General features: G+C 71.1%; 31 protein-coding genes and 1 pseudogene. 23 read left to right on the top strand and 9 right to left on the bottom strand.

What is annotated here, in order from left to right; translation table 11 throughout:
* Nucleotides 1–108 precede the first annotated feature (108 nt).
* On the top strand, nt 109–375 hold the full coding sequence (locus ACFV9O_RS12260) for a hypothetical protein (RefSeq protein ID WP_385415908.1): 267 nt from the start codon (nt 109–111) through the stop codon (nt 373–375).
* Complete coding sequence (locus ACFV9O_RS12255) at nt 372–812, top strand: hypothetical protein (RefSeq protein WP_385415906.1); 441 nt, start codon at nt 372–374, stop codon at nt 810–812. Before ACFV9O_RS12260 ends, ACFV9O_RS12255 begins: the two co-directional genes overlap by 4 nt.
* Before the next feature lie 53 nt (nt 813–865).
* On the opposite strand, the gene sigJ is transcribed toward ACFV9O_RS12255, so the two are convergent.
* Genes sigJ through ACFV9O_RS12240 form a run of 3 tightly spaced genes read right to left on the bottom strand, consistent with a single transcriptional unit; the run spans nt 866 to nt 2,841 of the window.
* The gene (gene sigJ, locus ACFV9O_RS12250) at nt 866–1,747 is read right to left on the bottom strand and encodes an RNA polymerase sigma factor SigJ (protein ID WP_385415904.1); all 882 of its coding nucleotides are present in this window, start codon (nt 1,745–1,747) and stop codon (nt 866–868) included.
* A gap of 24 nt (nt 1,748–1,771) precedes the next feature.
* On the bottom strand, nt 1,772–2,008 hold the full coding sequence (locus ACFV9O_RS12245; RefSeq protein ID WP_385415902.1) for a DUF397 domain-containing protein: 237 nt from the start codon (nt 2,006–2,008) through the stop codon (nt 1,772–1,774).
* Nucleotides 2,005–2,841, bottom strand: a complete 837-nt coding sequence (locus ACFV9O_RS12240; RefSeq protein WP_385415899.1) for a Scr1 family TA system antitoxin-like transcriptional regulator — start codon at nt 2,839–2,841, stop codon at nt 2,005–2,007. The genes ACFV9O_RS12245 and ACFV9O_RS12240 overlap by 4 nt, the downstream gene beginning before the upstream one ends.
* A gap of 155 nt (nt 2,842–2,996) precedes the next feature.
* Between ACFV9O_RS12240 and ACFV9O_RS12235 the strand changes: the two genes are divergently transcribed.
* The 5 genes from ACFV9O_RS12235 to ACFV9O_RS12215 all read left to right on the top strand — a co-directional run bounded on the left by ACFV9O_RS12235 (nt 2,997) and on the right by ACFV9O_RS12215 (nt 5,585).
* Nucleotides 2,997–3,416 carry a hypothetical protein gene (locus ACFV9O_RS12235; RefSeq protein WP_385415896.1) on the top strand — a complete coding sequence of 140 codons (420 nt, stop codon included), beginning with the start codon at nt 2,997–2,999 and terminating at the stop codon, nt 3,414–3,416.
* 245 nt (nt 3,417–3,661) lie between these two features.
* Nucleotides 3,662–3,946 (top strand): hypothetical protein, encoded by a 285-nt coding sequence (locus tag ACFV9O_RS12230; protein WP_385415894.1) that lies wholly within the window; start codon nt 3,662–3,664, stop codon nt 3,944–3,946.
* A 90-nt stretch (nt 3,947–4,036) separates the two neighbouring features.
* The gene (locus ACFV9O_RS12225; RefSeq protein WP_385415891.1) at nt 4,037–5,167 is read left to right on the top strand and encodes a CapA family protein; all 1,131 of its coding nucleotides are present in this window, start codon (nt 4,037–4,039) and stop codon (nt 5,165–5,167) included.
* Nucleotides 5,168–5,283: 116 nt separating this feature from the next.
* A complete protein-coding gene (locus tag ACFV9O_RS12220; RefSeq protein WP_385415888.1) occupies nt 5,284–5,466 on the top strand; it encodes a hypothetical protein in 183 nt (60 codons plus the stop codon).
* Entirely contained in the window at nt 5,463–5,585 is a 123-nt protein-coding gene (locus ACFV9O_RS12215; protein WP_385415886.1) for a hypothetical protein, read from the top strand. Before ACFV9O_RS12220 ends, ACFV9O_RS12215 begins: the two co-directional genes overlap by 4 nt.
* Here ACFV9O_RS12215 and ACFV9O_RS12210 read toward each other — a convergent pair.
* Complete coding sequence (locus ACFV9O_RS12210; protein WP_385415883.1) at nt 5,577–6,047, bottom strand: MarR family winged helix-turn-helix transcriptional regulator; 471 nt, start codon at nt 6,045–6,047, stop codon at nt 5,577–5,579. The two genes, ACFV9O_RS12215 and ACFV9O_RS12210, sit on opposite strands and share 9 nt — an antisense overlap.
* Nucleotides 6,044–6,670: a type 1 glutamine amidotransferase family protein gene (locus ACFV9O_RS12205; protein WP_385415881.1), complete on the bottom strand. Its 627-nt coding sequence runs from the start codon at nt 6,668–6,670 to the stop codon at nt 6,044–6,046. Before ACFV9O_RS12205 ends, ACFV9O_RS12210 begins: the two co-directional genes overlap by 4 nt.
* 210 nt (nt 6,671–6,880) lie before the next feature.
* On the opposite strand from ACFV9O_RS12205, the gene ACFV9O_RS12200 reads away from it, so the two are divergent.
* From ACFV9O_RS12200 to ACFV9O_RS12190, 3 genes are all read left to right on the top strand, one after another.
* A complete protein-coding gene (locus tag ACFV9O_RS12200; RefSeq protein WP_385415878.1) occupies nt 6,881–8,242 on the top strand; it encodes an aspartate aminotransferase family protein in 1,362 nt (453 codons plus the stop codon).
* A gap of 142 nt (nt 8,243–8,384) precedes the next feature.
* On the top strand, nt 8,385–9,065 hold the full coding sequence (locus tag ACFV9O_RS12195) for a GntR family transcriptional regulator (protein ID WP_385415875.1): 681 nt from the start codon (nt 8,385–8,387) through the stop codon (nt 9,063–9,065).
* A 125-nt stretch (nt 9,066–9,190) separates the two neighbouring features.
* Nucleotides 9,191–9,841: a hypothetical protein gene (locus ACFV9O_RS12190; protein ID WP_385415873.1), complete on the top strand. Its 651-nt coding sequence runs from the start codon at nt 9,191–9,193 to the stop codon at nt 9,839–9,841.
* 54 nt (nt 9,842–9,895) lie between these two features.
* Here the strand turns inward: ACFV9O_RS12190 and ACFV9O_RS12185 are convergent, their stop codons facing one another.
* Nucleotides 9,896–10,657 (bottom strand): SLATT domain-containing protein, encoded by a 762-nt coding sequence (locus tag ACFV9O_RS12185; RefSeq protein ID WP_385415870.1) that lies wholly within the window; start codon nt 10,655–10,657, stop codon nt 9,896–9,898.
* A gap of 312 nt (nt 10,658–10,969) precedes the next feature.
* Here ACFV9O_RS12185 and ACFV9O_RS12180 point away from each other — a divergent pair, with 312 nt between their 5' ends.
* The 4 genes from ACFV9O_RS12180 to ACFV9O_RS12165 all read left to right on the top strand — a co-directional run bounded on the left by ACFV9O_RS12180 (nt 10,970) and on the right by ACFV9O_RS12165 (nt 13,564).
* Nucleotides 10,970–11,320 (top strand): YbaB/EbfC family nucleoid-associated protein, encoded by a 351-nt coding sequence (locus ACFV9O_RS12180; RefSeq protein ID WP_385416021.1) that lies wholly within the window; start codon nt 10,970–10,972, stop codon nt 11,318–11,320.
* A 113-nt stretch (nt 11,321–11,433) separates the two neighbouring features.
* The gene (recR, locus tag ACFV9O_RS12175) at nt 11,434–12,033 is read left to right on the top strand and encodes a recombination mediator RecR (RefSeq protein WP_385415868.1); all 600 of its coding nucleotides are present in this window, start codon (nt 11,434–11,436) and stop codon (nt 12,031–12,033) included.
* Nucleotides 12,026–12,694 carry a DUF5063 domain-containing protein gene (locus ACFV9O_RS12170; protein ID WP_385415866.1) on the top strand — a complete coding sequence of 223 codons (669 nt, stop codon included), beginning with the start codon at nt 12,026–12,028 and terminating at the stop codon, nt 12,692–12,694. The genes recR and ACFV9O_RS12170 overlap by 8 nt, the downstream gene beginning before the upstream one ends.
* Before the next feature lie 159 nt (nt 12,695–12,853).
* Nucleotides 12,854–13,564 (top strand): hypothetical protein, encoded by a 711-nt coding sequence (locus tag ACFV9O_RS12165; protein WP_385416032.1) that lies wholly within the window; start codon nt 12,854–12,856, stop codon nt 13,562–13,564.
* A 30-nt stretch (nt 13,565–13,594) separates the two neighbouring features.
* Here the strand turns inward: ACFV9O_RS12165 and ACFV9O_RS12160 are convergent.
* Nucleotides 13,595–13,711: pseudogene (locus tag ACFV9O_RS12160) on the bottom strand (SAM-dependent methyltransferase); the annotation flags it as partial.
* Between the two features lie 590 nt (nt 13,712–14,301).
* Between ACFV9O_RS12160 and ACFV9O_RS12155 the strand changes: the two are divergent.
* From ACFV9O_RS12155 to ACFV9O_RS12140, 4 genes are all read left to right on the top strand, one after another.
* The gene (locus ACFV9O_RS12155) at nt 14,302–15,573 is read left to right on the top strand and encodes an aspartate kinase (protein WP_385415865.1); all 1,272 of its coding nucleotides are present in this window, start codon (nt 14,302–14,304) and stop codon (nt 15,571–15,573) included.
* Nucleotides 15,574–15,605: 32 nt separating this feature from the next.
* Nucleotides 15,606–16,676 carry an aspartate-semialdehyde dehydrogenase gene (locus ACFV9O_RS12150; protein ID WP_385416018.1) on the top strand — a complete coding sequence of 357 codons (1,071 nt, stop codon included), beginning with the start codon at nt 15,606–15,608 and terminating at the stop codon, nt 16,674–16,676.
* A 278-nt stretch (nt 16,677–16,954) separates the two neighbouring features.
* The gene (locus ACFV9O_RS12145) at nt 16,955–17,668 is read left to right on the top strand and encodes a SigE family RNA polymerase sigma factor (RefSeq protein WP_385415863.1); all 714 of its coding nucleotides are present in this window, start codon (nt 16,955–16,957) and stop codon (nt 17,666–17,668) included.
* 119 nt (nt 17,669–17,787) lie between these two features.
* Nucleotides 17,788–19,071: a hypothetical protein gene (locus ACFV9O_RS12140; protein ID WP_385415860.1), complete on the top strand. Its 1,284-nt coding sequence runs from the start codon at nt 17,788–17,790 to the stop codon at nt 19,069–19,071.
* A 199-nt stretch (nt 19,072–19,270) separates the two neighbouring features.
* On the opposite strand, the gene ACFV9O_RS12135 is transcribed toward ACFV9O_RS12140, so the two are convergent.
* Nucleotides 19,271–20,020: an SURF1 family protein gene (locus ACFV9O_RS12135; protein ID WP_385415858.1), complete on the bottom strand. Its 750-nt coding sequence runs from the start codon at nt 20,018–20,020 to the stop codon at nt 19,271–19,273.
* Nucleotides 20,021–20,046: 26 nt separating this feature from the next.
* A complete protein-coding gene (locus tag ACFV9O_RS12130; RefSeq protein ID WP_385415855.1) occupies nt 20,047–21,933 on the bottom strand; it encodes a prolyl oligopeptidase family serine peptidase in 1,887 nt (628 codons plus the stop codon).
* 62 nt (nt 21,934–21,995) lie between these two features.
* Between ACFV9O_RS12130 and ACFV9O_RS12125 the strand changes: the two genes are divergently transcribed.
* From ACFV9O_RS12125 to ACFV9O_RS12105, 5 genes are all read left to right on the top strand, one after another.
* The gene (locus ACFV9O_RS12125; RefSeq protein WP_385415853.1) at nt 21,996–22,844 is read left to right on the top strand and encodes a class I SAM-dependent methyltransferase; all 849 of its coding nucleotides are present in this window, start codon (nt 21,996–21,998) and stop codon (nt 22,842–22,844) included.
* A 74-nt stretch (nt 22,845–22,918) separates the two neighbouring features.
* Nucleotides 22,919–23,620 carry an alpha/beta fold hydrolase gene (locus ACFV9O_RS12120; protein ID WP_385415851.1) on the top strand — a complete coding sequence of 234 codons (702 nt, stop codon included), beginning with the start codon at nt 22,919–22,921 and terminating at the stop codon, nt 23,618–23,620.
* Between the two features lie 131 nt (nt 23,621–23,751).
* Nucleotides 23,752–24,186, top strand: coding sequence for an SMI1/KNR4 family protein (locus tag ACFV9O_RS12115; RefSeq protein WP_385415848.1), 435 nt, complete (start codon nt 23,752–23,754; stop codon nt 24,184–24,186).
* A 325-nt stretch (nt 24,187–24,511) separates the two neighbouring features.
* Nucleotides 24,512–25,288, top strand: coding sequence for a hypothetical protein (locus ACFV9O_RS12110; RefSeq protein ID WP_385415846.1), 777 nt, complete (start codon nt 24,512–24,514; stop codon nt 25,286–25,288).
* A 194-nt stretch (nt 25,289–25,482) separates the two neighbouring features.
* Nucleotides 25,483–25,665 carry a hypothetical protein gene (locus tag ACFV9O_RS12105; RefSeq protein WP_385415844.1) on the top strand — a complete coding sequence of 61 codons (183 nt, stop codon included), beginning with the start codon at nt 25,483–25,485 and terminating at the stop codon, nt 25,663–25,665.
* The last annotated feature ends 62 nt before the right edge of the window (nt 25,666–25,727 follow it).

The raw sequence follows: 25,727 nt of genomic DNA, 5'->3' as shown, positions 1-25,727 counted from the left end.
TCGTAGATCCCTGGCCCGGCTCCGGGCCAGGTCCTTCAAGAGAACGGGCTGCCGATGACCATCGCACTCGAACGCCCCGAGAAGGTATACCGTCGGTATACTCCGCCTATGGCCGACACCACGATCAAGGTCGACTCCGCCGTTCGCGACCGCCTGCTGGAGCTGGCCCGGGAGCGTGGTATGACCATGCGCGACCTGGTCGCGGAGCTGGCGGGTGCCACGCCCACCAAGGCGGAGCTCCAGAGGCGGTACGAGGAGACGAAGGCGTACTGCGAGGAGCACTTCCTCGGCGGTCCCTTCACGGAAGAGGACGAGAAGGCCGCCGAGAAGCTCTGGGCCGATCTGGAGGCGGGGCGGATCGGGGAAGTCCAGTGACGGACAAGGAGAAGTACCCGCTGCCGCGTGCCGTTGTCTTCGACGACACCGCCGCTCTCGCGCTCGGCGCGGGCAACCGGATGGCCTCGCGGCTGGTGACATGGGCAGAGAAGGATCCCGCGCGGCGGGTCTGCATCCCGGCCCTGTGCCTCGCCGCCGCCGAGGTCGATCGCGCGGGTGTCGCTGAGCACATCGGCGCTCTGCCGTCCGTGGACATCACCGCGCTCGATTTCGCCGGAGTGCTGGCAGTCGGCAAACGACTGCGCACCACCGCGGAGCACGACGACCCGGAGAAAGCCGACGACGACTGGAGCAGCGCGCACGCGCTGCACCTCGCGCGGCCGTCCGTCGAGTGGCCCCGGGGGCGCCCGGTCCTGACGCGGTCACCTTCGCGGTACCGGGGTACGGGGGTCCGGACGATCAGGATCGTCGACTAACCGTGAACGGTGCGGGGCCCGGATCGTGCCCGGGCCCCGCACCCGCAATTCCCTCAGTCCCCCAGGACCGAAAGGTCCAGCTCCCGCAGTCGCTCCGGGTCGGCCAGGATGTCGAGCTGGACGACCTTGCCGCCGGAGACGGTGAAGGACATGACCGCGGTGGGCTTGCCCTCGGGCAGGGACACGAGGCCCGGCAGCCCGTTGACGAGGGCGACCCGTCCGTACGGCGCGAAGCGCTGGTACATGAGCGCCTGCCCGGCCACCGACTCCGCACCGCGGACCAGCTTCGTCGCGCCCGCGGCCAGGACGCCGCCGTCCACGCGCAGGACCACGTCCGGGTCGAGGAGCGAGAGCAGGGCGTCGAATTCGCCGCCCCGCGTGGCGGCGACCCACGCGTCCACGACCTCGCGCTGCCTCGCCAGATCGGGGTCCGGCACCGGCGCCGCGCCCACCCGTCGCCGGGCGCGGCTCGCGAGCTGCCGTGCCGTCGCCGGGGTGCGTCCCACGATGGGCGCGATCTCGTCGAAGGACACGGCGAACATGTCGTGCAGGACGAAGGCGAGCCTCTCGGCGGGCGCCAGCGTGTCCAGGACGACGAGCATCGCCAGCCCGACCGAGTCCGTGACCATCGCCTCGTGCTCGGGGTCGGTGCCCTCGATGCTGCCGACGATGGGGTCCGGTACGTGGACGTCCAGCGGGTCCTCACGCCGTGACGTGCGGGAACGCAGCATGTCCAGGCATACGCGCCCGACGACCGTCGTCAGCCAGCCACCCAGGTTCTCGACGTCGCTCGTGTCCGAGCGGCTGAGCCGCAGCCACGCCTCCTGGACGGCGTCCTCCGCCTCGGCGAGCGAGCCGAGCATGCGGTACGCCACCGAGCGGAGGTGGGACCGATGGGCCTCGAAGCGTTCGGCCAGGAGTTCGTTGTCGTTCATCGGTCCCATTCTGCCGTCGTGGGGTCACTCCGCCCAGGCGAGGAAGGTCGTCCAGGCGGCGGGCGCGACGGCGAAGGTGGGGCCGTCGGTGACCTTGGAGTCGCGGATGTGGATGGTGTGGGGGCAGGCGGCGACCTCGACGCAGCTACCGCCGCTGTCGTCGCTGTACGACGACTTGCGCCAGTCGAAGGCCACTTCGATGCAGTCGCCACCGCTGGGGCTGCTATAGCTGGACTTGAACCACCGCAGGGTGCTGCTCATCTCTGCTCTCCTGCCAACTGCTCGATGAGACCCAGCGATTCACGGGGATCCAGGGCCTGTGCTCGGATCCTCGCATACCGCTGCGCGTATGTACTCACCTTTCCTGGCTCCTTGATCAGCAGGCTCTCGTCCTGCACCTCCATGTAGACCAGGCGGTCATGTTCCGGGGTCTCCACCAGATTCATCTCGCCGTATGCGCCCGCGTACTCGCCGCTGAGGCCGCAGTCCAGCGGCAGCACCTGAACCGTCGCGTTACGCCGCCGGGCACACTCCGCAAGGTGCCGCATCTGGCCGCGCATGATCTCCTCGCCGCCGATCGTCCGCCGTAAGACCGACTCCTCCAGCACCACCTCGATCAGCGCCACCGGCTCCCGCTCGAACAGCGCCTTGCGCGCCATCCGCGCCTCGACCAACTCCTCCACCCTCTGCTCCGGCAGCGGCGGATACCCGCCCCCGATCAGCGCCCGCGCGTACTCCTCCGTCTGGAAGAGGCCGTGCACCACGAGCGTCGCATACAGGTGCAGCGCCAGCGCCTTCTGCTCCAGCAGCGCGTAGTTCTTGAACTGCGGAGGGTACTTGTCCAGCCGTACGTACTCCCGCGCCTGCTCGAAGATGCCCATCCCGTCCCCGAGCACCTCCTCCAGCTTCACGAGCATCTCGTCGCTCGCCGGCTGTGCGCACGTCTCCATCGCGCTCACCGCGGCCGCCGTGAAGCCGATCTGCCTGCCGAGCTGATCCTGCGTCAGCCCCTTCCGTACGCGCATCTTGCGCGCGATATCCGCCACCAGCCGCGTCGCCGGACCCTCCGCTTCCTTGTTTTCCGCTCGCGCCATCGCGATCACCGTTTCGCCTCAACCGGTCTCAACCGGTCACAACCCGACCCCGCCGAATTCGACCCGGATCAAGCTGCGTTGACGCAGGTCAACTGACATGCGACGCCCCGCCCAGGTCATGGAAAACGCTAATCATGGGCGGCCAGACTGGACTTATGAATGCGGAAAGTCGCCAAGTAAACCTCGACTGGATCCCCGAATCCGGTTTCCGGCTGAGAAAGGCCGGTGTGCAATTCGACGCCGTACGCGTCGACGGCGACGACGGCCGCCGGCTCGCCGACCTCATGGAGCGCATGACGGGCGGCGACCCCGGCCCGATCGTGACCGAGGCGAACGGCCGCCGCGGCGTCTACTTCCTGCTCCCGGCGGGCAGCACGGCCCGCCGCTGCTGGCCGCGCGGGGTGACGCGGTTCAACTCCACCACCGGCCATGCCGGCTACGTACCCGTACCGGCTCTCCAGGGCCGTACCTGGCCGCTCGCCTGGCGCTTCCCGCCCGAGGGCGCCGACCGCTTCGTGCACCCGCTGCTGCTGCGGTGGGCGGCCATCGAACTGCTGAGCGGGGCAGGCTGGTGACGATCTCCCTCGATGACGCGAGGAGGGCGTTGCGATGAAGCCCGCCCCGACGGGCGCCACCACTCCTGACCATCGCTTTCAGCGCCGTCGAGCTGCTCTCGTGGTCGTCCCGTCGCTGGAGCTTCCTCGGGTGGCGGGGCCTCGACCGAGCCCGGGCAGCGCCCGGACCGAATTGTCAGACCCTGCTCGTAGCGTCGTGGGTGAGGGCCTGGACCGGCCGGGTCCCATCGGGCACGGGAGCCGTCATGGGCGAGATCAGTGTGGGCAGGCAGCACCTGGACCGGCTGCTGGCCGACAGTGCGGGTACGGCGAGTACGCCGGGCACGTCGGGCACGTACGGAGTTCCCTACCAGCAGGCGTTCGCGCGGCTCGCCGAGACGCACCGCGGCCGGCCGGTGACCGAGATCCTGCCGCTGCTGCGCCGGGCGGCCGATGAGGCGCTGCTGGGGTTCACCCACGCCGATCTGCGCGAGCAGGCGGAGGCGATCAGTACCGGCCGGCCGTACGTCCTGCGTGTCACCGTCACCTGAGCGTCCTCATCTGACCGTCGTCACGTGGCCGTCGCGGTCCCGGACGGGCGAGGCCCGCCAAGAATGACCACTGGTGGGAAAATGACCGGCATGGGCCAGGCCCTCGTAACACTGTTCCTCAGCGGCGACGTGATGCCGGGACGGGGCGTCGACCAGATCCTCCCGCACCCCGGTCGCCCCGAGCTGCGGGAGGGGTACATCCGCGACGCCCGCGACTACGTGGCTCTCGCGGAGGCCGTGAACGGGAAGATCGCCCAGCCTGTGGACTTCGCCTGGCCATGGGGGGCGGCCCTGGACGTGCTCGACGAGGTCGCACCCGACGTACGCGTCATCGACCTGGAGAGCAGCGTCACGACGAGCGACGACTTCGCGCCCGGCAAGGCCGTGACGTACCGGATGCACCCCGACAACGTGCCGTGCCTGACCGCCGCGCACCCCGACGTCTGCGCGCTGGCGAACAACCATGTGCTCGACTTCGGGCGCCGCGGACTGGAGGAGACCCTGGCGGTGCTGCGCGCCGCCGGTCTCGGCCCGGCGGGGGCGGGGCGGGACGCGGAGGAGGCGCGGCGGCCGGTGGCGGTGGCCACGCGGGAGGGGCAGGGGCGGGTCCTGGTGCTGTCGTGCGGGATGGCGTCCGCCGGGGTCCCGTCGCGCTGGGCGGCGGGGGAGGGGCGGCCCGGAGTGGACTTCGTGCCCGATCTGTCGGTGCGCAGCGCCGACGCCCTCGTACGGAGGCTGGCGGCCGTGCGGAGAGAAGGGGACCTGGCGGTCGTCTCGATCCACTGGGGGTCGAACTGGGGGTACGACGTCTCGCAGAGCCAGATCACCTTCGCGCGGCGGCTCGTCGACGGCGGCGTGGACGTCGTCCACGGGCACTCCTCGCACCATCCGCGCCCCATCCAGGTGTACCGGGACAAGCTCATCCTCTACGGCTGCGGCGACCTCATCGACGACTACGAGGGCATCTCGGGCTACGAGCGCTACCGCGACGACCTGCGGCTCATGTACTTCCCCGTGCTGGACGCGGCCACGGGTGAGCTGGCTGCGCTGCGGATCGCGCCGATGCAGGCGCGGCAGATGCGGCTGGAGCACGCGTCGGAGGCGGACGCGGCATGGCTGTCCGAGGTGCTGAGCAGGGCGGGGAGGGCGTTCGGGACGTACGTGGAGCCGGAGCTGGGCGGGGACGGATACCTGACGCTGCGCTGGTCGAGGCGGAACTGAAACGCTCGCCGCTCACAGGCCGGGGAGCTCTGTGGCGCTTGTAGGACAGGAGCTGTCCTACTCCCTTCCTACGGTGGAACCGGTCCGATCGCCACCCACCACTGAGGGAGATCGTCATGACGGTTCAGCCGGTGCCCGAGGGCTACACCACCATCACGCCGTGGATCATCGGCCACGACACGGCGGGTCTCATCGACTACGCCCAGCGCGCCTTCGGCGCCGAGGAGGTCGCCCGCTTCGTCATGGAGGACGGCTCGCCCGCGTCCGCGACCCGTACGGCAACATCTGGTGGATCATGACGCACGTCGAGGACGTGGACGAGGCGGAGCAGCAGCGCCGTCTCACCGACCCGGCGTACTCGGAGGCGATGGCCTACGCCATCAGGTCGCTGGCGCGGAGCTTCCCGCAGTCACCCTGAGCCGGGCGACGGCAGCGACTCCATCGCCGCGCTGAGCCGCTCCAGCACCCGTACCGTCTCGGCGAATCCGTCCTCGCCCAGCTGCTCCGCGAGCCGGGCCGCGAGGTCCGCGTGGCCGGGGTCGATCTTCTCGATCGCGGCCCGGCCCTCGGCGGTGGGGCGGAGCAGCTTGGCGCGGCGGTGCGCCGGGTTCGGTACGTACTCGGCGAGGCCCTTGTCGACCAGGAGGTCCGCGATCCGCTGCACGCTCTGCCGGGTGATGCCCATCGCGCGGGCGATCCCGGCGACGGGCAGGGGCTCGCCGAGCACCGCGCCCAGGACCTGCCACCAGGCGGCGGTCAGTCCGGCCGGGCGGGCCAGTTCCTCGGCGACGGAGAGGAACTGGCCGTTCAGCCGGAAGACGGCGAGCGCGGTGGTGCTGAGCATGTCCTGCTGTGCGCGCGGCCGGCCGGTGCCGCTCATGAGCCGAGCTCTGCGTAGGCGGCCGGGTCCGAGTCGTGGAACAGCCGGTACCAGGCGTCCAGCTTGCTGCCCTCGAACGCGCCCAGCTTGCCGAGCACCTCGCGCGCGAACGCGACGGGCTCGGTCGGCCCGGCCGTGATCAGGTCCCCGTCGGTGACGGCGTCCGCGTCGACGTAGTGCTCGCCGCCCCGGTAGCCGGTGGCCGCGAGGTAGAACGAGACCGCGCTGGTGTGCTTCCGGTCGTCGAGCAGCCCCTCCCGCGCCAGCCCGGCCGTCGCGCCGCAGATGGCGGCGACGGGCACGCCGGATTCAAGGAACTCCCGGGCCTTGCGGGCGAACGGCGCGAGGTCGTCCCCGCTGTCCCACAGATCGGCGCCGGTGAGGATCAGCAGCGCGCTGTCCTCCGGCCTCAGCTCGTCGAGCGCGAGATCGGGCTGGATACGCAGCCCGCCCACGGTGGTGACGGGCTTGTCGGCGGCGGGTCCGACCGTGCGGACGGGGTACCCGCTGCGGGCGAGCCAGGCGGTGGCGTGGCCCGTCTCCCAGTCGGCGAAGGTGTCGTAGACGGCGAGATGGACGGTCCTGCGGGTGGCATGTGCGCCGGCGTTCGCGGCGGCGTTCATGGTGGCCTCCTGAGCCCTTGCGTCCCCATTGCTCGATGACAGAAGACTGTCATGACGACAGCGTACTGTCAATGCTGTTCGTCGTCGTGGGATCCGACGAGACCGCGACGGGGACTCCGGCAGGACCCCGACACCTTGCCGACCAAAGTGGCCGAGGCCATACAAGGTGGCCATGTCGACTCCCACCTGCGCGTCCTTAACCTGTTCGGCATGACCCCTCATGTCGAACCCGATCCGCAGACCGGCGCGGCAGTCAAGGCCGCCGACCGTGCGCACGTCTTCCACTCATGGTCCGCCCAGGGCCTGATCGACCCGCTCGCCATCGCCGGCGCCGAGGGTTCGTACTTCTGGGACTACGACGGAAACCGCTACCTCGACTTCACCAGCGGCCTCGTCTACACCAACATCGGCTACCAGCACCCGAAGGTCGTCGCCGCGATCCAGGAGCAGGCCGGCCGCCTCGCCACCTTCGCGCCCGCGTTCGCCATCGACGTACGCTCCGAGGCCGCACGCCTCATCGCCGAGCGCACCCCCGGCGACCTCGACAAGATCTTCTTCACCAACGGCGGCGCCGAGGCCGTCGAGAACGCCGTCCGCATGGCCCGGCTGCACACGGGCCGTACGAAGGTGCTCTCCGCCTACCGCTCGTACCACGGCGCCACCTCCACCGCGATCAACCTGACCGGCGACCCGCGCCGCTGGGCCTCCGACACGGCGTCCGCCGGCGTCGTCCACTTCTGGGCGCCGTTCCTCTACCGCTCGCCCTTCTACGCCACGACCGAGGCGGAGGAGTGCGCGCGGGCCCTCCAGCACCTGGAGGACACGATCGCGTTCGAGGGTCCCGCGACCGTCGCCGCGATCGTCCTCGAGACCGTCCCTGGCACCGCCGGCATCATGACCCCGCCGCCCGGCTACCTCGCGGGCGTCCGCGAGATCTGCGACCGGTACGGCATCGTCTTCGTCCTCGACGAGGTCATGGCCGGCTTCGGGCGCACCGGCAAGTGGTTCGCCGCCGAACACTTCGACGTCGTACCCGACCTGATGACCTTCGCGAAGGGCGTCAACTCGGGGTACGTGCCGCTCGGCGGCGTCGCCATCTCGGCCGAGATCGCGGCGACCTTCGACAAGCGGCCGTACCCGGGCGGACTCACGTACTCCGGCCACCCGCTGGCCTGTGCCGCCGCCGTCGCCACCATCCAGGTGATGGAGGACGAGAAGGTCGTCGAGCACGCCGCCCACATCGGCGAGGCCGTCCTCGGCCCCGGACTGCGCGAGCTCGCCGAACGCCACCCGTCGGTCGGCGAGGTGCGCGGCCTGGGCGCCTTCTGGGCCCTCGACCTCGTACGGAACAAGGAGACGCGCGAGCCGCTCGTCCCGTACAACGCGGCGGGCGAGGCGAACGCCCCGATGGCGGCCTTCGGCGCGGCGTGCAAGAAGAACGGCCTCTGGCCCTTCATCAACATGAACCGCACCCACGCCGTCCCGGCCTGCAACGTCACGGAGGCCGAGGCCAAGGAGGGTCTCGCGGCCCTCGACGCGGCGCTCGCCGTCGCCGACGAGCACGTGGCGTAGGCCCCGACGGGCCCGCGGACGAGCCCCCGGGAGCTCCCCGCGCGGGCCCCGACGGGCAAGTGGCATAGACCTCATCCACAGGCCGTCAAATACCCCTCCGGCTGGCTTAAGGTGTGCGCAACCGGACGGAGGGGGCCAGATCATGCCCGCGAGCGGAACTGTGACCCGCAACACCTTGCGGCAGCAGATCGCCGACGCGCTGCGTGACGAGGTCCTCGCGGGGCGTCTGCAGCCCGGCCAGGAATTCACGGTGAAGGAGATCGCCGCCACGTACGGGGTGTCCGCGACCCCCGTCAGGGAGGCGCTCGTCGATCTCACGGCGCAGGGGCTGCTCGACTCCGTCCAGCACCGGGGCTTCCAGGTGCACCGCTTCTCGGTGGAGGACTACCGGGGGATGGTCGAGGCCCGCTCGCTGATCGTGGACGGCATCTTCCGCAACGACGGCGCCCCGCGCGCCACCCCGGCGCACGGCCCGGCCCTCGTCTCCGTACGCCGCCGGGCGGAGGAGGCGTCGCGGGCCGCCCGCTGCGGGGAGCTGGACGTCCTGATCGGCTACGACCTGCGGTTCTGGCGGGAGCTCGGCGCCCTCGTCGCCAACCCGTACATCGCCGACTTCCTGCACCGGCTGCGCATGCAGTCCTGGGCCTTCGCCGTGCCGCATCTGCGCGCCGAACCCGACCTCAAGACCTGGCTGTGGAGCGGCCACGGGGACCTTGTGGCCGCGATCACCCTCGGCGACGGGCAGGCGACGCGTGCCGTGATCGTGACGCACCACGAGCACGCCCTGCGGTGGGCGGACCGGCTGGAGCAGCGGGCTCCGTGATCGCGGGCGGGGACCGCGCTCAGGGTCACGCTCCCGACTGCTGACTGTGCGGGTCGGCCCCATAGCACTACGCTGTCCCGACCATCGCACAAACCTGCACGACTCCGATGGAGAGCGAGCCCGTCTTGGCCTGTGACCTGTGGCTGGTCCCCCTCGTCGATGTGCTGTGCCACAGCCCCGACAATCCGTTCGCCGAAGAGATCGCGTCGTACGACAAGGCCCTCACCGAGGCCGGTCTGCCCACCATTCCCGTCTTCGCCTACATGCCGGGCCTGTCCGGCGATGTCGCACCCGTCGCGGGCTTCGACTACGACGCCCTGCACTTCCTGCGCCGGGCGTATCTGCTCCAGCTCTGCGGCCTGCCGGTGACGCCGGTCGACGAACTGGGCGGCGACTACGAACAGCTGCTGGAGATGTTCGAGTCGACGGCCCAGCAGTCGCATCTGGTCTGGCACTACGACCACGCGGGCGCGTACGTGCCCGTCGACTTCCAGGCCCCTCTCTCGAACGACGAACTCCTCGCGGGCGGCGGTCCGCTGGGCTCCTCGCAGGGTCTCCTGCGCGAACTCGAGTTCGTGGCCCCCGTGATCGGCATCGACCCCGCCAACCCCCCGTCCGCCCCGGCCCCTCCGGCCCGCCCCACCTCCCTGGAGGAGCCGGCGGGTCCGATCCCGTACGACGACAGTCCGTTCGCCCGCGAGCGCCATGTCTGGCTGGGCCTGCACGCCGCGGCCACCCGCAGCCTCGGCCAGGGCTCCATGGTCATCTTCAGCTGACCGCTGCACCGCAGAGGCGGACGGGCTCCGTGCGAGCCCGTCCGCCGCAGCTCACTAGCGCGGCTCCGGGGGGCGCTGGCGGGGCATGTTGGGGCGGGTCGACGGGGGCAGGGGAAAGCGGCTCGCGGAGTGGCCCGTCTCCGGGCGGGCCGGCGGCGACGCCAGCGACTGCATGACCAGCGGCGCCGGGCCCGACCGGAACTCGACCATCCAGTCCGCCGTCTCCGCCCGTACGAGCTCGGTGATGTCCTCCGAGAAGCGCCGCAGCACCCCGAGGCACCGCTCGGCCGCCTCGCTCGCCGTCCCCTCCGTCGGGCCGAGCACCTCGCGGACGCTCTCCGACGCCCAGTCGAACTGGAGGGCCTGAAGGCGGCGGTGCACCGCCTGGGCCGTGGCGACGCTCCTGATCCAGCCCGACGTCAGCCCGAAGTACCGGTCGCAGGCCAGGCAGGCCGCGCCCAGCAGCAGCGAGAGATAGCCCCAGCCCGCGGCGCCCGCCAGCACGTCCGTCAGGTCGAGGAGCGGCAGCGCGGCGCCCATGACGCCCCCCACGGCCGTACCGACGCGCAGCGCGCGGGCCCAGCGGCGCTTGCGGGCGCGGTCGGAGAGATACCACTCCGCCGTGCGCAGCGCGTTCGTCTCGACCCAGCGGTAGAGCTCGTCGAGGCGCTCCGCCGGCTCGCCCCAGTCGCCGAGCGGGAACGGCCGTCCCGTCAGGTCGCCCTGCGTCGCGTCCCGGTCCGGGGCGCCCCCTTTGTGGGAGACCTCGCTCTCTTCCCGGGCCGACCCCCCAGGCTGCATCTCCGGCTGACTCACCGGGGCACTCCTCTGCGCTCTACGCGACTGCTGTGCGTGACTGCCGTGCATGACTACGTACGTAACCCTGCTAACCCTGCGTGACGTGCGATGCGCGCGTGGGTTCTGGTGCGCAGGGTCTTCCTACCGCCGAATGGTGGGCCCCGGGGGCGAAATCCCGGTATTTCCGCCCGCAAGAGGGTCTTGATCAGATAGAGGGAGGACGGTCGCTCTCACTCGAAAGAGTTGGTGCCGACTGGGCGGGGCGAGCCGTCCCGCGACCACGTAGGCTCGGTTTACCGAACATTCGTCGTCGAAATGCCAGGAGTGACCGTGATTCCCGGTGGTGGTCAGCCCAATATGCAGCAGTTGCTTCAGCAGGCCCAGAAGATGCAGCAGGACCTCGCCCGGGCGCAGGAGGAGCTGGCGGCGACCGAGGTCGACGGCCAGGCGGGCGGCGGTCTCGTCAAGGCGACCGTAACCGGCTCGGGAGAGCTGCGCGCGCTCGTGATCGACCCCAAGGCGGTGGACCCCGAGGACACCGAGACCCTCGCCGATCTCGTCGTCGCCGCGGTCCAGGCCGCGAACGAGAACGCGCAGCAGCTGCAGCAGCAGAAGCTCGGCCCGCTCGCCCAGGGCCTGGGTGGTGCCGGTGGCAGCGGGATCCCGGGTCTGCCTTTCTGACTTTCCACCAGTACGCCTTTCCGGCGGGGCGGGCCCATCCGGGATCCGCCCTATCGAAGGCGCACCGGCAGCTACTACCGTAACCAGCGAAGCAATCCCAGAGAGGCGTTCCGTTGTACGAAGGCGTGGTTCAGGACCTCATCGACGAACTGGGCAGGCTGCCCGGCGTCGGTCCCAAGAGCGCGCAGCGGATCGCCTTCCACATCCTCCAGGCCGAACCGACCGACGTCCGCCGCCTCGCCCACGCCCTCCTCGAGGTGAAGGACAAGGTCCGCTTCTGCGCCGTGTGCGGCAACGTCGCGCAGCAGGAGCAGTGCAACATCTGCCGGGACACGCGCCGTGACCCGGCGGTCATCTGCGTGGTCGAGGAGCCCAAGGACGTCGTGGCGATCGAGCGGACGCGTGAGTTCCGCGGCCGCTACCACGTCCTGGGCGGCGCGATCAGCCCGATCGAGGGCGTCGGCCCGGACGACCTGCGGATCCGTGAACTGCTCGCGCGGCTCGCGGACGGCGCGGTCACCGAGCTGATCCTGGCGACCGACCCCAATCTCGAGGGCGAGGCCACTGCCACGTACCTGGCGCGCATGATCAAGCCCATGGGGCTGAGAGTGACGCGCCTCGCCAGCGGACTTCCCGTTGGCGGCGATCTGGAATACGCCGACGAGGTCACGCTCGGGCGTGCCTTCGAGGGGAGACGACTTCTCGATGTCTGACGCAACGCTCCACTCCGCCACGCAGGACCCGGACGACTTCGCGGTCCAGATCGCCGACTCGATCGAGAGCTTCATCGTGGCCACCACGGAAGTGGCGAGGGGCGACGAGCCCGACAGCGCGGTGCCCTTCCTGCTCCTGGAGGTCTCCCAGCTGCTGCTCGCGGGCGGCCGGCTGGGCGCCCACGAGGACATCGTCCCCGACGAGCCGTACGAGGCGGACACGGGCCCGGACCTGGAGGTCGAGGAGCTGCGCGAGCGGTTCGCGGTGCTGCTCGACCCGGTCGACGTCTTCTCGGAGGTCTTCGACCCGTACGAGCCCCGCAAGGCCCCGGTGCCGTGCCGGATCTCCGACAACCTCGCGGACATCGTCACCGACCTCGGCCACGGCCTGGCCCACTACCGGGCGGGCCGCACCACCGAGGCGCTGTGGTGGTGGCAGTTCTCCTACTTTTCCAACTGGGGACCCACCGCGTCCGCGACGCTGCGCGCCCTGCAGTCCCTCGTCTCCCACGTCCGTCTCGATCAGCCCCTCCAGGAGCTGGACGGCCTGGACACGGACGAGGACCTTCCCGAGGACGACCTCGCGGAGGAGGCGGGGCGCGTGATGGCGCAGGAGATCGCGGGTCCGCTGGGGCTCGGGCGGGCCCGGACGGTGCGCTGATCCCGCCCGCTTCGACCGCGCGCCGGCCATGGGGCGACCGCGCGCCGGCCGGGTCGGCGAGGCCGTGGCGGAAGTGAGACCTCAGCGTGGTCCTGTCCTGCCTGCCGCACTGCTACGTTGACGGCCCTTCGACCCTACGGGCCTGCGGGAGCGGACCACGTGAGACGTATGCCCCTGCCCGCCGCCGCCCTGGCGGCGGCACTGCTGACGGCCTGCGGCCCGACGACGGACGACGCGGCCCCGTCGAAGGCCACCGCCTCGCCCTCCGCGGCCACGACTTCCGCGCTGCCGCTCCCGGCGTCCCCGCCGCCGTCACCGATGTCGACTACGCCGGCCCCGGAGACCTCCGGGCCGTCGGCCACGGCTGCCAAGCCCGCCGGTAAGCCGGCACCTCCCGCTCGGCCGACCGTCGTCGCCATGTACGCCTCCACCGCCGGCGGCCGCATCGACCTCGTACGGGACGGCGCCGCCAAGGAGTTCACGGTCCACGTCCACAACGGCAACACCCGCGCGTACAGCGAGATCGCCGTGGACTTCCAGATGGAGATCATGGAGAGCACGGGCGAAGGCCCGGCTCCTGCGCAGAACGGTTTCGTCCTCGAACGCCGCAACCCCGCCACGGGCCGCTGGACCCGCGTCGAACTCCGCGTCGCCAACGACGTCCAGCCCCATTGGCTCACCCCCGCCGGCACCCCGCTCGCCCGCGACGCCGCCCGCGTCGAACGCTTCCGCCTGCGCGCCGTCGCCCGGGGCCCGATCGGCTCCACGCCCCTGATGATCAAGCTGGTGGACACCGCCGCCCCGCAGGACGCGACGTTCGAGACCGCCTTCCCCGCCCGTACGTCCCTCATGGTCAGCGCGGGGCGCTAGGTTCCGTGCGGTCGGCGAGCAGCGCGTGCAGGCCGGCCCGTCCGTGTACGTGTACGTGTACGTCGAGTCCCGGGCGACGGCGCCGCGCCCGCCGGGGTAGTCGTGGCGCAGCAGAAGTTCCGGGCCCTCGCCAGGGGCACGGGATGGCGTACATCCCGGCGGAGTGACGCGCCCTCCGGAATGATGTGTGCATGGCGATTCGGTCAAGCTCCTGACATGGACGGGAGTTGGGACCTGAGCCGCCGGCGCGGTCGCGCTGATCGGCGTCGCCCTCGTGGACCTGGGCACAGCGGACCGGATCGCGAGCGTCGTGGGCGCCGTTCCTGCGGTGGCCGGGCCGGGGCTCGCGGTGTCCTGGCGTCCCGTCGCGATCTCGCCGAGGCGTACCGAGCGGCGGGCGACACCGGCAGGGCCGTACCGCTGTACGAGCGGACGCCGGCCGACTGCGTCCGCGTTCCGGGCGAGGGCCATCCGCCACCCGGCTCGGCCGAGGCGACCTGGACAGCGCGCCGGGTGCTGTGAGCCACCCCACATGCGGCGTACCCGCGCGTCGTGGGGGCAGGCGCCAGCCCGAGCGGCCAGGGGCGCCCCGCACCGCGCGGGCCGCCACCCGGGCGGATGATCACGTCGTGAGCGGGACATCTCACGATGTGATATGCCGGGGGCGTTCCCGGCTCGCTCGTTAAACTGAGCCGACCGCAGTGACAACTGCGGCAGAGACCGAGCGAGGAGCGCACGTGGGCCTTGTCGTGCAGAAGTACGGAGGTTCCTCCGTTGCCGATGCCGAAGGCATCAAGCGCGTCGCCAAGCGAATCGTCGATGCCAAGAAGAACGGCCACCAGGTGGTCGTCGTGGTCTCGGCGATGGGCGACACGACGGACGAGCTGATCGATCTCGCCGAGCAGGTATCCCCGATCCCTGCCGGGCGAGAGTTCGACATGCTGCTGACCGCCGGAGAGCGGATCTCCATGGCCCTGCTGGCGATGGCGATCAAAAACCTGGGCCACGAGGCCCAGTCGTTCACCGGCAGCCAGGCAGGCGTCATCACCGACTCGGTCCACAACAAAGCGCGCATCATCGATGTCACGCCGGGCCGGATCCGGACGGCGCTGGACGAGGGCAACATCGCCATCGTCGCCGGCTTCCAGGGCGTGTCCCAGGACAAGAAGGACATCACCACCCTCGGCCGCGGCGGCTCGGACACGACCGCCGTCGCGCTGGCCGCCGCCCTGGACGCCGAGGTCTGCGAGATCTACACCGATGTGGACGGTGTCTTCACAGCCGACCCGCGGGTCGTGAAGAAGGCCCGCAAGATCGACTGGATCTCCTTCGAGGACATGCTGGAGCTCGCCAGCTCCGGCTCCAAGGTGCTGCTGCACCGCTGCGTCGAGTACGCACGCCGTTACAACATCCCGATCCACGTCCGCTCGTCCTTCTCGGGACTGCGGGGCACCTGGGTCAGCAACGAGCCGCAAGGGGACCGCAAGGTGGAGCAGGCCATCATCTCCGGTGTCGCCCACGACACCTCCGAGGCGAAGATCACCGTCGTCGGCGTGCCGGACAAGCCGGGCGAGGCCGCCGCGATCTTCCGCACCATCGCGGACAACGACATCAACATCGACATGGTGGTGCAGAACGTCTCCGCCGCGTCCACGGGCCTCACCGACATCTCCTTCACCCTCCCGAAGACCGAGGGCCGGAAGGCGATCGACGCGCTGGAGAAGACCAAGGCCGCCATCGGCTTCGAGTCGCTCCGCTACGACGACCAGATCGCCAAGATCTCGCTCGTCGGTGCGGGCATGAAGACCAACCCGGGCGTGACGGCCTCGTTCTTCGAGGCGCTCTCGGACGCCGGCGTGAACATCGAGCTGATCTCCACCTCCGAGATCCGCATCTCGGTCGTCACGCGCGCGGACGACGTCAAGGAGGCCGTCCAGGCCGTCCACACCGCCTTCGGTCTGGACAGTGACTCCGACGAGGCCGTCGTCTACGGAGGCACCGGACGGTGACCGTGGAGCGCCGGGACCCCGGCGGCCGCACGATGAACCGCAAGCCGGCGCTCGCGGTCGTCGGCGCGACCGGGGCCGTTGGCGCGGTGATGCTCCAGATCCTGTCGCAGCACGCCGACATCTGGGGCGAGATACGACTCGTCGCCTCGCCGCGTTCGGCCGGCCGCAAGCTGGCCGTGCGCGGCGTGGAGACCGAGGTCGTCGCGCTCTCCGAGGAGGCGCTGACGGGCGTCGACGTCGCGCTGTTCCTGGTGCCGGCCGACGTGGCCGCCCAGTGGGCACCGATCGCCGCAGCCAAGGGCGCGGTCGTAGTGGACAATTCCGCTGCTTTCCGGCTGGATCCGGACGTTCCGCTCGTCGTCCCCGAGATCAATCCGCATGCCGTGCGGGTCCGTTCGCGCGGCATCGTCGCGAGCCCCGGCTGTACGACGCTCGCCATGATCGTCGCGGTCGGCGCGCTCCACGCCGAGTTCGGCCTGGACGAGCTCGTCGTCTCCGCGTACCAGGCCGTCAGCGGGGCCGGGCACGGCGGCGTCGATGCGCTGCGCGCGCAGCTCGCGCTGGTCGCGGACACGGAACTGGGCACGAGCCCCGGCGACGTGCGCCGTGCCGTCGGCGACGGCACGGGCCCCTTCCCCGCCCCGATGGCGCTCAACGTGGTGCCGTGGGCCGGGGCGCTCGGCGAGGACGGCTGGTCCTCCGAGGAGCTCGCGATCCGGTCCGAGACCCGCAAGGTCCTCGATCTGCCCGAACTCCGGGTCTCCGCGACCTGTGTCCGTGTGCCGGTCGTCACAACGCACTCGGTCTCGGTGCACGCCCGCTTCGAGCGCGAGGTGAGCGTCGAGCGGGCCCACGAGATCCTCGCGACCTCACCGGGCGTGGTGCTCTTCGACGACCCCGCCGCGGGCGAATTCCCCACGCCCGCCGATGTGGTGGGGACCGATCCGACATGGGTGGGGCGGGTCCGGCGGTCCATGGACGACCCCCGGTCGCTCGAGCTCTTCGTGTGCGGCGACAACCTCCGGAAGGGCGCCGCGCTGAACACCGCCCAGATCGCCGAGTCCATTGCGGGAGTCCTCACCGGGGTCGTCGCGGAATTCTGAGCGCCGGACTTCGTAGATCTTTGTAGGATCTGTGAACACCCTGTGGTCAAGTCGCCTGCATGTACCACTTGAACTGGGGTGATGGCATGTTCGACGATGCTTTCCCGCCATCCTGCAACCAGCGGTCGGGCGGTAGGCGTCTTTGCGGTCGCCCCTTCACGGTGCCGCGATAAATGGGGCATTGGGGAAGAGCGGGTACGCATGAGGGCATACGGTGCGCGGTCAAAAGCCGTGGCGCACGCGTACAACCCTGACGGGGGGAAGCGTGTCCAACAGGCGTGGCAGAGGTACTCGACATCACAGCGGTGGTTCCGGTCCGCATCGGCGCGGCCGGCCTTCCGGTGCGCGCCGTCGGCGTGGCACCGGTGCGCGGCGCTGCGGTGCGACCGCTCCGGCGGCCCCGCACGCCCGGCGGCATGCCGGTGATCGCCCCCATGCCCGCCGCGCGTAACACCCGCATACCGTCCCAGCGCCAAGGCGCTGAAGACGTGACGGCCGCGGGCACCACCGTTGACCACCTCACCGAGACCTACCGCGCCCACTACCGGTCGCTGCTCGGTCTCGCGGCACTGCTGCTCGACGACACCGCGTCCTGCGAGGACGTCGTGCAGGAGGCCTTCATCCGCGTCCACTCGGCACGCAACCGTGTCCGGGAACCGGAGAAGACCCTGGCGTACCTCCGCCAGACCGTCGTCAATCTGTCGCGCTCCGCGCTGCGCCGCCGGATCCTCGGGCTGAAGCTGCTCTCCAAGCCGATGCCGGACATGGCGAGCGCCGAGGAGGGTGCGTACGACCAGCTGGAGCGCGACGCGCTGATCAAGGCGATGCGCGGGCTCCAGCGGCGCCAGCGAGAGGTCCTGGTCCTGCGCTACTTCGCGGACATGACCGAGGCTCAGGTCGCCGAGACGCTGGGCATATCGCTGGGCTCGGTGAAGGCGTACGGCTCGCGCGGTATCGCGGCGCTGCGTGTCGCCATGGGGGCCTCGGCATGAACAGGCATGAGCACGGGCGCGGATTTGGGCCGGATCGCGAGCCCAGGCATGATCGTGAGCAGGAAGCTGAGCTGTACGGGCCGGACGGGCCGTTGAACGACCGGACTGGGAACGGAATTGTGAGCAACGGGCCGCTTGACGACTTTCACGACAAGCGCGACAAGCGCGACAAGCCGGATGAACGCGGCGGGCGTGATGGCCGCGACGGCCGCGACGGCCGGAACAGCCTCGACGGCCTGAGCGGCCGTCAGGGCAGGGACGGTCGTGAGGACGGCCGCAAGGACCAGGACACGCACCACCGCCGTGACCGCGGGCTCAGCGGCGACGCGCCGGGCGGTGAGGTCCTCGGTGGTGACGTCCTGGGCGGTGACGTGCTGGGCGGTGACGTGCTGGGCGGCGACGCGCTTGCGGAGGTGCTCGACGGTGACGAGCTGGCTCTGCGACGGCTGCTCCACAACGCCGTCGACGACCTCGCACCGTCCGAAGGCGCTCTGGACCACCTCCGCAGGGCGGTGCCCGCGCGGCGCGCCCGTAAGCGCCAGGCCCTCGTCGGCATGGCCGCATCGGTGATCCTGCTCGGCACCGCCATCCCCGCCTTCGTCCACGTCGCGAACTCCGGAGGCATCTCCGACGACCGCTCCGTCAACGCGGGACACGGCGAGCAGGCCCAGGGCGGCACGGGCACCAAGGCCGGTGACGACGCGCGCCAGAAGGGCGGCGACAACCCCTCCGGCCAGGAGCCCGGCACCCCGGGCAAGTCCGAGGAGTCGGAGAAGCCCGAGAAGCCGGGCAGCGAGGCCCCGGACGACTTGCCGGGCGCTCCGGTCGATCCTGCCGAGAGCATCCCCGCCACGACGCCCACCTGCGAGGCGAGTCAGCTCGGCGTGGACGCGACCGAGGTCGGCGCTCCGGACCCCGAGGGCAAGGTCTACGGCGCGTTCCGCATCGCCAATGTGTCCGGCACCGCCTGTGCGGTAACCGGCTCCGGTTCGGTCGGCTTCCAGGCGCAGGGCGCCGCCGACCCCGCGAAGATCAGCGTGGTCGAGCACACGACGGGCGACGCCGCGACCGGACTGCCCGACCCGAGTGTCCAGGCCGGCGCGGTGCTCCTGGAGCCGTCGACGTCGTACGAGGTGAAGTTCGCCTTCGTGCCGTCGGAGACATGTCCCACGACCGGACCGACGCCCGACCCGTCGCCCACGGACGGCGGTTCGTCGGGCACGACCGACGGCACGGGAACGACCACCACCGAGACCCAGCTCGTCACGGAGGATGGCACGGCGGACGGCAGCATCGTGGTCTCGCACACCCCGGAGGCCGGTGCCCCGGCCGCATCGGCGACCGTCCCGAACGCGTGCGCGGGCACGATCTACCGCACGAGCGTCCTCAACCCGTCGTCCTAGGCGCCGGACAGAGCAAAGTGGGGCGGGCCGCGGACGATGCGGCCCGCCCGTTTTCCGCCATCGGGACAGCCGCACCCGCACCCGCACCTGCACTGGCACCTGCGTCCGACGTGGGCGCGGGGTGCGGCGCGTGTGCGGGGTAGCGCTGTGTGGCCCGGTGTGTGGGGTGCGCGGTGTGGCGCGGTGTGCGCGTGGCGCGTTACGCCGGGTCGAGGCCGAGCGCCTCGTCCCTCGCCGCCTCCGCCTCACGCCGTACGAAGCGGAACCACATGAACACCACGAAGCCCGCGAACGCGAACCACTCCAGCGTGTAGCCGAGGTTCTGGAACGCCTTCAGGTCGAGCGTGCTGCCCTGCGGCGCTGCGGCCGGCACCGGCTTCATGCCGTCCGACGCGGTGGTGAGCGTGATCCACGCGTCGTACACGTCGTCCGGCACCAGATTGACCAGCGACGCCGCGCTGATCATGCCCACCTGGCCGCGCGGCAGCCCGCCCGCGGTGTTCACCCCGTCGGTGCTCGACGTCTCCGACGCCTGCAGGGCCCCGGTCACCGTCACCTCACCGGCGGGCGCGGCGGGCGCCGTCGCCCCGGCGGGCAGCCAGCCCCGGACGACGGGCAGCGCCTTGCCGCTGTCGGTGCGCAGCAGCGTCAGCACGTACGAACCGCGCTTCCCGTCCAGCCAGCGGTCCGGCACGAGGAACTGCGCCCCGTACCGACCGCTCGCCGATGCCTGCCGGCCCGACGTCTCCTTGTCGACGGGCAGCAGCTCCTCGAGCGGCGCGGAGGCCTGCCCGCCCGGGGCGGGCCGCGCCTCGGCGGCCCGGTGTGTGTCGACGCGGTCCTCGAACCGGCCGAGCTGCCAGGTGCCCATGAAGATGCAGAAGGGGATGCTCAGCGCGACGAAGACGTTGATCCCCCACCAGCGGGGAGTCAGCAGGAACCGGTACACCCCTCCACGGTACGGAACGCCCCCCTTTACTCCTCCCCCGGGGCTCCCCCTCCCCTCAGATGCCTCTCGGCGAAGGCCAGCTCCAGCCGCACCTGCTTGATCCGCTCCTCCACCACGAGCGAGCCGTGCCCCGCGTCGTACCGGTACACCTCATGGACCGCGCTACGGGCCGCGAGCCGGTCCACATAGTTCTCGACCTGGCGGATCGGGCAGCGCGGGTCGTTGACCCCCGCCGAGATGTAGACCGGCGCCTTCACCGCGTCCACGTACGTCAGCGGCGACGACGCCGCGTACCGCTCGGGGACCTCCTCCGGCGTGCCGCCCAGCAGGGTGCGGTCCATCGCCTTCAGGGCCTCCATCTCGTCGTGGTACGCCGTGACGTAGTCAGCGACCGGCACCGCGGCCAGGCCCAGCGCCCACGCGTCCGGCTGGGTGCCGAGCCCCAGCAGGGTCAGATAGCCGCCCCACGAGCCGCCCGCCAGGACCAGCTTCGCCGGGTCGGCGAGCCCGGAGGCCACGGCCCATTCGCGGACCGCCGCGATGTCCTCCAGCTCGATCAGCCCGACCCGGTGCTTGAGGGCGTCCGTCCACTCCCGCCCGTACCCCGTCGAGCCCCGGTAGTTGACCCGGACCACCGCATAGCCATGGTCCACCCAGGCCGCCGGCCCGGCCGCGAAGGCGTCGCTGTCGTGCCAGGTCGGGCCTCCGTGGATCTCGAAGACCGTCGGGAACGGGCCCTCGCCCTCCGGGCGCTGCACCAGCGCGTGGACACGGCCGCCGGGCCCGTCCACCCACGCGTCCTCCACGCCCACGGATCCGGGCGCCGCCATCCCCGGAGGGTCCAGCACCTCCCGGCCCGCCGTGGAGCGGACCTTCGGGGGGTGCGCGGCGGACGACCACAGATACTCCACGGTCCCGTCCGGCCGGGCCGAAGCGCCCGAGACCGTCCCGGCCGGGGTCTCCACCCGGGTCAGTTCATGCGTCACCGGGTCGAAGCGCCACAGCTCGCTCCGCGCCTCGAAGCTGTGCGCGATCAGCAGGGCCGAGCCGTCCGGATACCACTCGGCGCTGACATCGCCGGGCAGGTCGATCGCCAGGTCGGTCTCCTCGCCCGACGCCACGTCCCACAGCATCGGCTCCCAGCGGCCGCGTCGCTGGTGGCCCACCAGCAGCCGGGTGTCCCCATCCACTGGCGCGAAGCCGAGGACCTCCAGGCCCAGCTCGACCGAGCCGCCCTTGGTGTCGTCCAGCTCGGCCACCGTCGTCCCGTCGAGCCGGACGACGCGCAGCGCCGAGTGCATCGCGTCACCGTGCTCCGTGTGCTCGACAGCGATCAGCGTGCCGTCGTGCGAGAGATCACCGACGCCGGCCGACTCCCGGTGGCGGTAGATCTCGACCGGATCCGCCCCCGGCCGTACGACATGGATCGTCGTCCCGTCCTCGTCCGTCGAGCGGCCCACCACCGCCGTGCCGTCCCGCCCGAGCGCCAGCCCCGCCCCGTACGAGGCGTCCAGCCCAGGGGCTGCGGGCTCGTCCGCGCCGCCGCCGAAGGGCTGGCGCATCCAGATCCCGAACTCGTCCCCGTCCCGGTCCGAGAACCACCAGATCCACTCGCCGTCGGGGGTGAGCACGCCGTCCGTCGTCCCGTTCGGCCGGTTGGTCACCTGGCGCTGCTCGCCGGTCGCGCGGTCCCATGCGTACAGCTCGTACGTCCCCGTCGCGTTCGACACGAAGAGCGAACGGTCCGGGGCGTCCTCCGCCCAGTCGGGCAGCGAGACGCGGGGCGCCCGGAAGCGCTGCTCCCAGGCGGGCATGCCCGCGGCGGCGCCCGGCGCGGAGCCGGACACGGCGCCCGGCGCGGAGCCCGAGGTGGAGTCCGTGGCGGACTCGGTGGTCTCAGTCATGCCCCCCATTCTGCGCTGCGCCGCCAACAATCCGGTCGCGTCGTCCGCAGCCTGTGGATAACCTCCGCGACATGTACTCCCTGCCCCCGGCCGACTGGCGTGAGGCACATCGTTCCCGCTGGGACGTGGGGGCACCTCCCATGTCCGAAGGGCTAAGGGGGAGTGTCCCGATCCACGTCTCCGGCGACTTCCACGACCTCGACGCCTTCCGCGCCGGCAAGGACTCGCTGCGCGACTTCGAGACCGCCGAGGTCGGCGACGTCACCGGCCGCTCCCTGCTCCACCTCCAGTGCCACATAGGCCTGGACACACTCTCGTGGTCCCGCCGCGGCGCCTCCTCCGTCGTCGGCCTCGACTTCTCCGAACCGGCCGTCGACGCCGCCCGCTCCCTCGCCGCCGACCTCGGCCTCGGCCCCGACCGGGCCGCGTTCGTCGCCGCCGAGGCCGTACCCGACACCTCGTACGACATCGTCTACACCGGCGTCGGCGCGCTGAACCGGCTCCCCGACCTCACCCGCTGGGCCGAGACCGCCGCAGCCCTCGTCGCGCCCGGCGGTTTCCTCTACCTCGCCGAGTTCCACCCGCTCACCGACGGCCTCGACGACGCGACCGGCTCGCGGATCACGTACGACTACTTCGCCCGTGACGCATGGGTCGACGAGACGCCGGGGACGTACGCCGACTTCGACGCGCCGACCGTCCACAACCGCAGCGTCGAGTGGCAGCGCCCGGTCGGCGAGGTCGTCTCGGCCGTCGCCGCGGCCGGTCTGCGCATCGAGTTCCTGCACGAGCACGACGTCTCGCTGTTCGAGCGCTTGGGCTCGCTCACGCGCCACGAGGACGGCTACCACCGCTTCCCGGCCGAGCGGCCGCGCATTCCGCTCATGTACTCGCTGAAGGCGACGAAGCCGTCGGCGTGACCGCTGCCCCACAGAGCTGAACGATCGAGCCTGAAACCGGGCGGGTTGTCGGACCGCCGCGCTAGGTTGCCGCCATGGCGGAATTCGTTTTGGTACCGGGCGCGTGGCTCGGATCGTGGGCGTGGGCCGACGTGGTGCCGCACCTCCGTGCGGCCGGGCACGGCACCCACCCGATGACACTGACCGGCCTCGCCGACAAGCGGGGTCTGCCGGCCGGCCGGCAGACGCACGTCCAGGACATCGTGGACGAGGTGGAGCGCCACGACCTCCGTGACGTCGTCCTCGTCGGCCACAGCTACTCGGGCATCCCGATCGGCCAGGCCGCCGAGCGCATCGGCGACCGCCTGCTCCACGTGGTCTTCGTCGACTCCAACGTCCCGGCGGACGGCGAGTCGTTCGCCTCCGCCTGGTGGGAGGGCCCGGCGGCGTTCGAGGCTTCGATCGCCGGGAACGGAGGCTTCTGGGCGCCCCTGACCGCACCCGACTACGCAGGCCAGGGCCTCACCGACGACCAGATCGCCCGCATCGTCTCCGGCTCGACTCCCCACCCGGGCACCACACTTACCGAGCCGGCCGTCCTGCACCGCCCGCTCGGCGAGCTCCCGGCGACGTACATCAAGTGCCTCCTCGACGGCCCCGAGCCGAGCGACGCCGTGGCCAAGCTGCTGACCAGCGAGCGCTGGCGGCTGGTGGAGATGGACACCGGTCACTGGCCGATGTTCTCCGAGCCACGCGAACTGGCAAGGATCCTGCACCAATCGGCCGTGCAATCCTGAGCCCACCTGCCGGCGGCCGGCCCGCAGGGGTCAGCGGCGCAGTGATGCGATCAGGGCACCGCGGGCTGTCGCTGTGCGGATGACGCAAACGACATGATTCGGCTGTCAGCCCTTCGGCCTAAGCTGCGCCCATGTGGAGAGAAGCCGCTGCCGACGCCTCGCCCGACGTCGAGTTCAGGGCACCCGTCGACGCGACCGCCCTGGCCGACGCGGAGCGGCGCCTCGGCCGACGCTTGCCGGCGCAGCTGACTGCTCTGCTGATGGAGACCGACGGGATGGTCGGTGCGTACGCGGCCGGCGTCGTGTGGTCCCTGGATCGGATTGTGGAGCAGAACCTGCTGTTCTGGTCTCCCGATACGTTCCCGGGCCTGTACATGCCCTTCGATCCGCTGCTGTTCTTCGGCGACAACGGCGGGGGCGACCAGTTCGCCTTCGTGCTCACGCCCGAGCGTCCGGACCTCTTCGTCTGGGACCACGAGAATGACAGTCGGCTGTGGGCTGCACGTGAGCTGGAGGACTACCTGCACCGCTCCCTCGCCGGGGAGGGTGACTGGTGGTACGGGTAGCCGGCGCGCGCGTCGACGGCGGCCGGGCCTTCGGAGCGGTGAGGGGCTTGGCAGGGCTTCGCCGTACCGAGTCCCCTCACCGTGCCGTCCCGTGTCAGAGGATCCGGTTGCAGATCTGCCGGCCCGCACCGATGCGGGTGCGGCCGGCGAAGGGGGCATTGGCGCTGCCTGTCCCCGCGTGGGCTGTTCACGGAGGCTCAAGCGCCCGTCGTGCACCCACGCCCCGCCGAGGAATTCGGCTTGCCGGAACTCGCGGCCGGCTCGTCAGCACTGTGCGCGGAAGCATTGTCGGTGGCCCGTCCACTACGAGGTTTGGGCGTCGCCCTTGGGCCAGAGTGACGCCGACGGACCGGACATCGTGACCGGCAACTCCTTCACCGATGCCGGTGCCTCGACGGACACCGCCTTCGTCTACCGGGTCCACGCCGTCGACGCGTACGGGAATGTGTCGCAGCCGGCCGCGACCGCCTCAGCCACCCGTCCTGTTCCCGCGCCGATCACGGTGCCGAGTGGGGTGACCATCGAGCCCCGCGATGGCCAGACCACCGTTTCCTGGGCCTACCCGGGCGACCCCGAAGTGGACGGCTACTACGTCTACCGCCAGCACAGCACCAACGAGGCGTGGACCCGGCTCACCACGAACGTCGTCTCCACCACCCAGTTCGCCGATACGGAGGCGCCCGCAGGAGTCTCGTACTACTACGTCGCCTCGGTCACCCGGGAAGGAGCGGAGTCGGCACCCTCGACCGTGGTGAGCGTCGAGCGCATCACCCCGACCACCCCCACCCCGCCGCTCGCCCCGCAGATCAGGATCGCGGCCCCGTACACGCTGTGCACGGCAGACGACTGCACGCCGCACGGAGGGCCGAGGATCCCGGTGACGCTGACCATGCTGCCCAACGCGGCTGAACCGGACCGCAAGCCGGCAGGCTATCTGTGGCGCATCTTCGGTGGTGGCCAGGACAGTGGCTACCAGAAGGTCATGGGAGACACCATCACCTGGACACCCTCCATGAGTGGCTACTACAGGGTCGACATGTTCCCGCTCGACGTTTACGGCCGCTCCGGAACACCCGTCACGATCAGCTTCAAGGTCGCCTGACGGCGATGCGCGATCACCTGATGACGGGGCTCGCCGCGGAGTGCGAGGGTCTCATGTGAATGTGCTCGACGACCTCTCGCAGGAGCGTCTGGGCAGCGAGGCGGCAGGCGCCAGTACCGCTGCACACAACGGGTCAGGGCCGGGAGGTCCTCGGGGGGAGCCAGCGCTCAACGACGAAGACGTCCTCGCCGTCGGTGTGCAGGGAACAGCGCCGTAAAGCCGCCTACCACCTCACGGCCGCCGACGGGCTTCCCCACCACATTCGTGAGGCCGCGGCCGCCGCTCTCGAAGCGATCGATGACGCGCGTGACCGCGACACCCAGTCCGCCATCGAGGGCCTCATGAAGGCCGTCCAGGAGCGGCGCCGCGGCCCGTGACCGCAGCTACCGCCGACCCTCTTCGCGGCCTGCGCCCGAAGGTTCCCGAGGATCACCCCGCG

Origin of the sequence: Streptomyces sp. NPDC059909, from assembly GCF_042730885.1 — a bacterium.
GTDB lineage: Bacteria > Actinomycetota > Actinomycetes > Streptomycetales > Streptomycetaceae > Streptomyces.
This window is presented reverse-complemented; position numbering and strand designations above follow the sequence as displayed.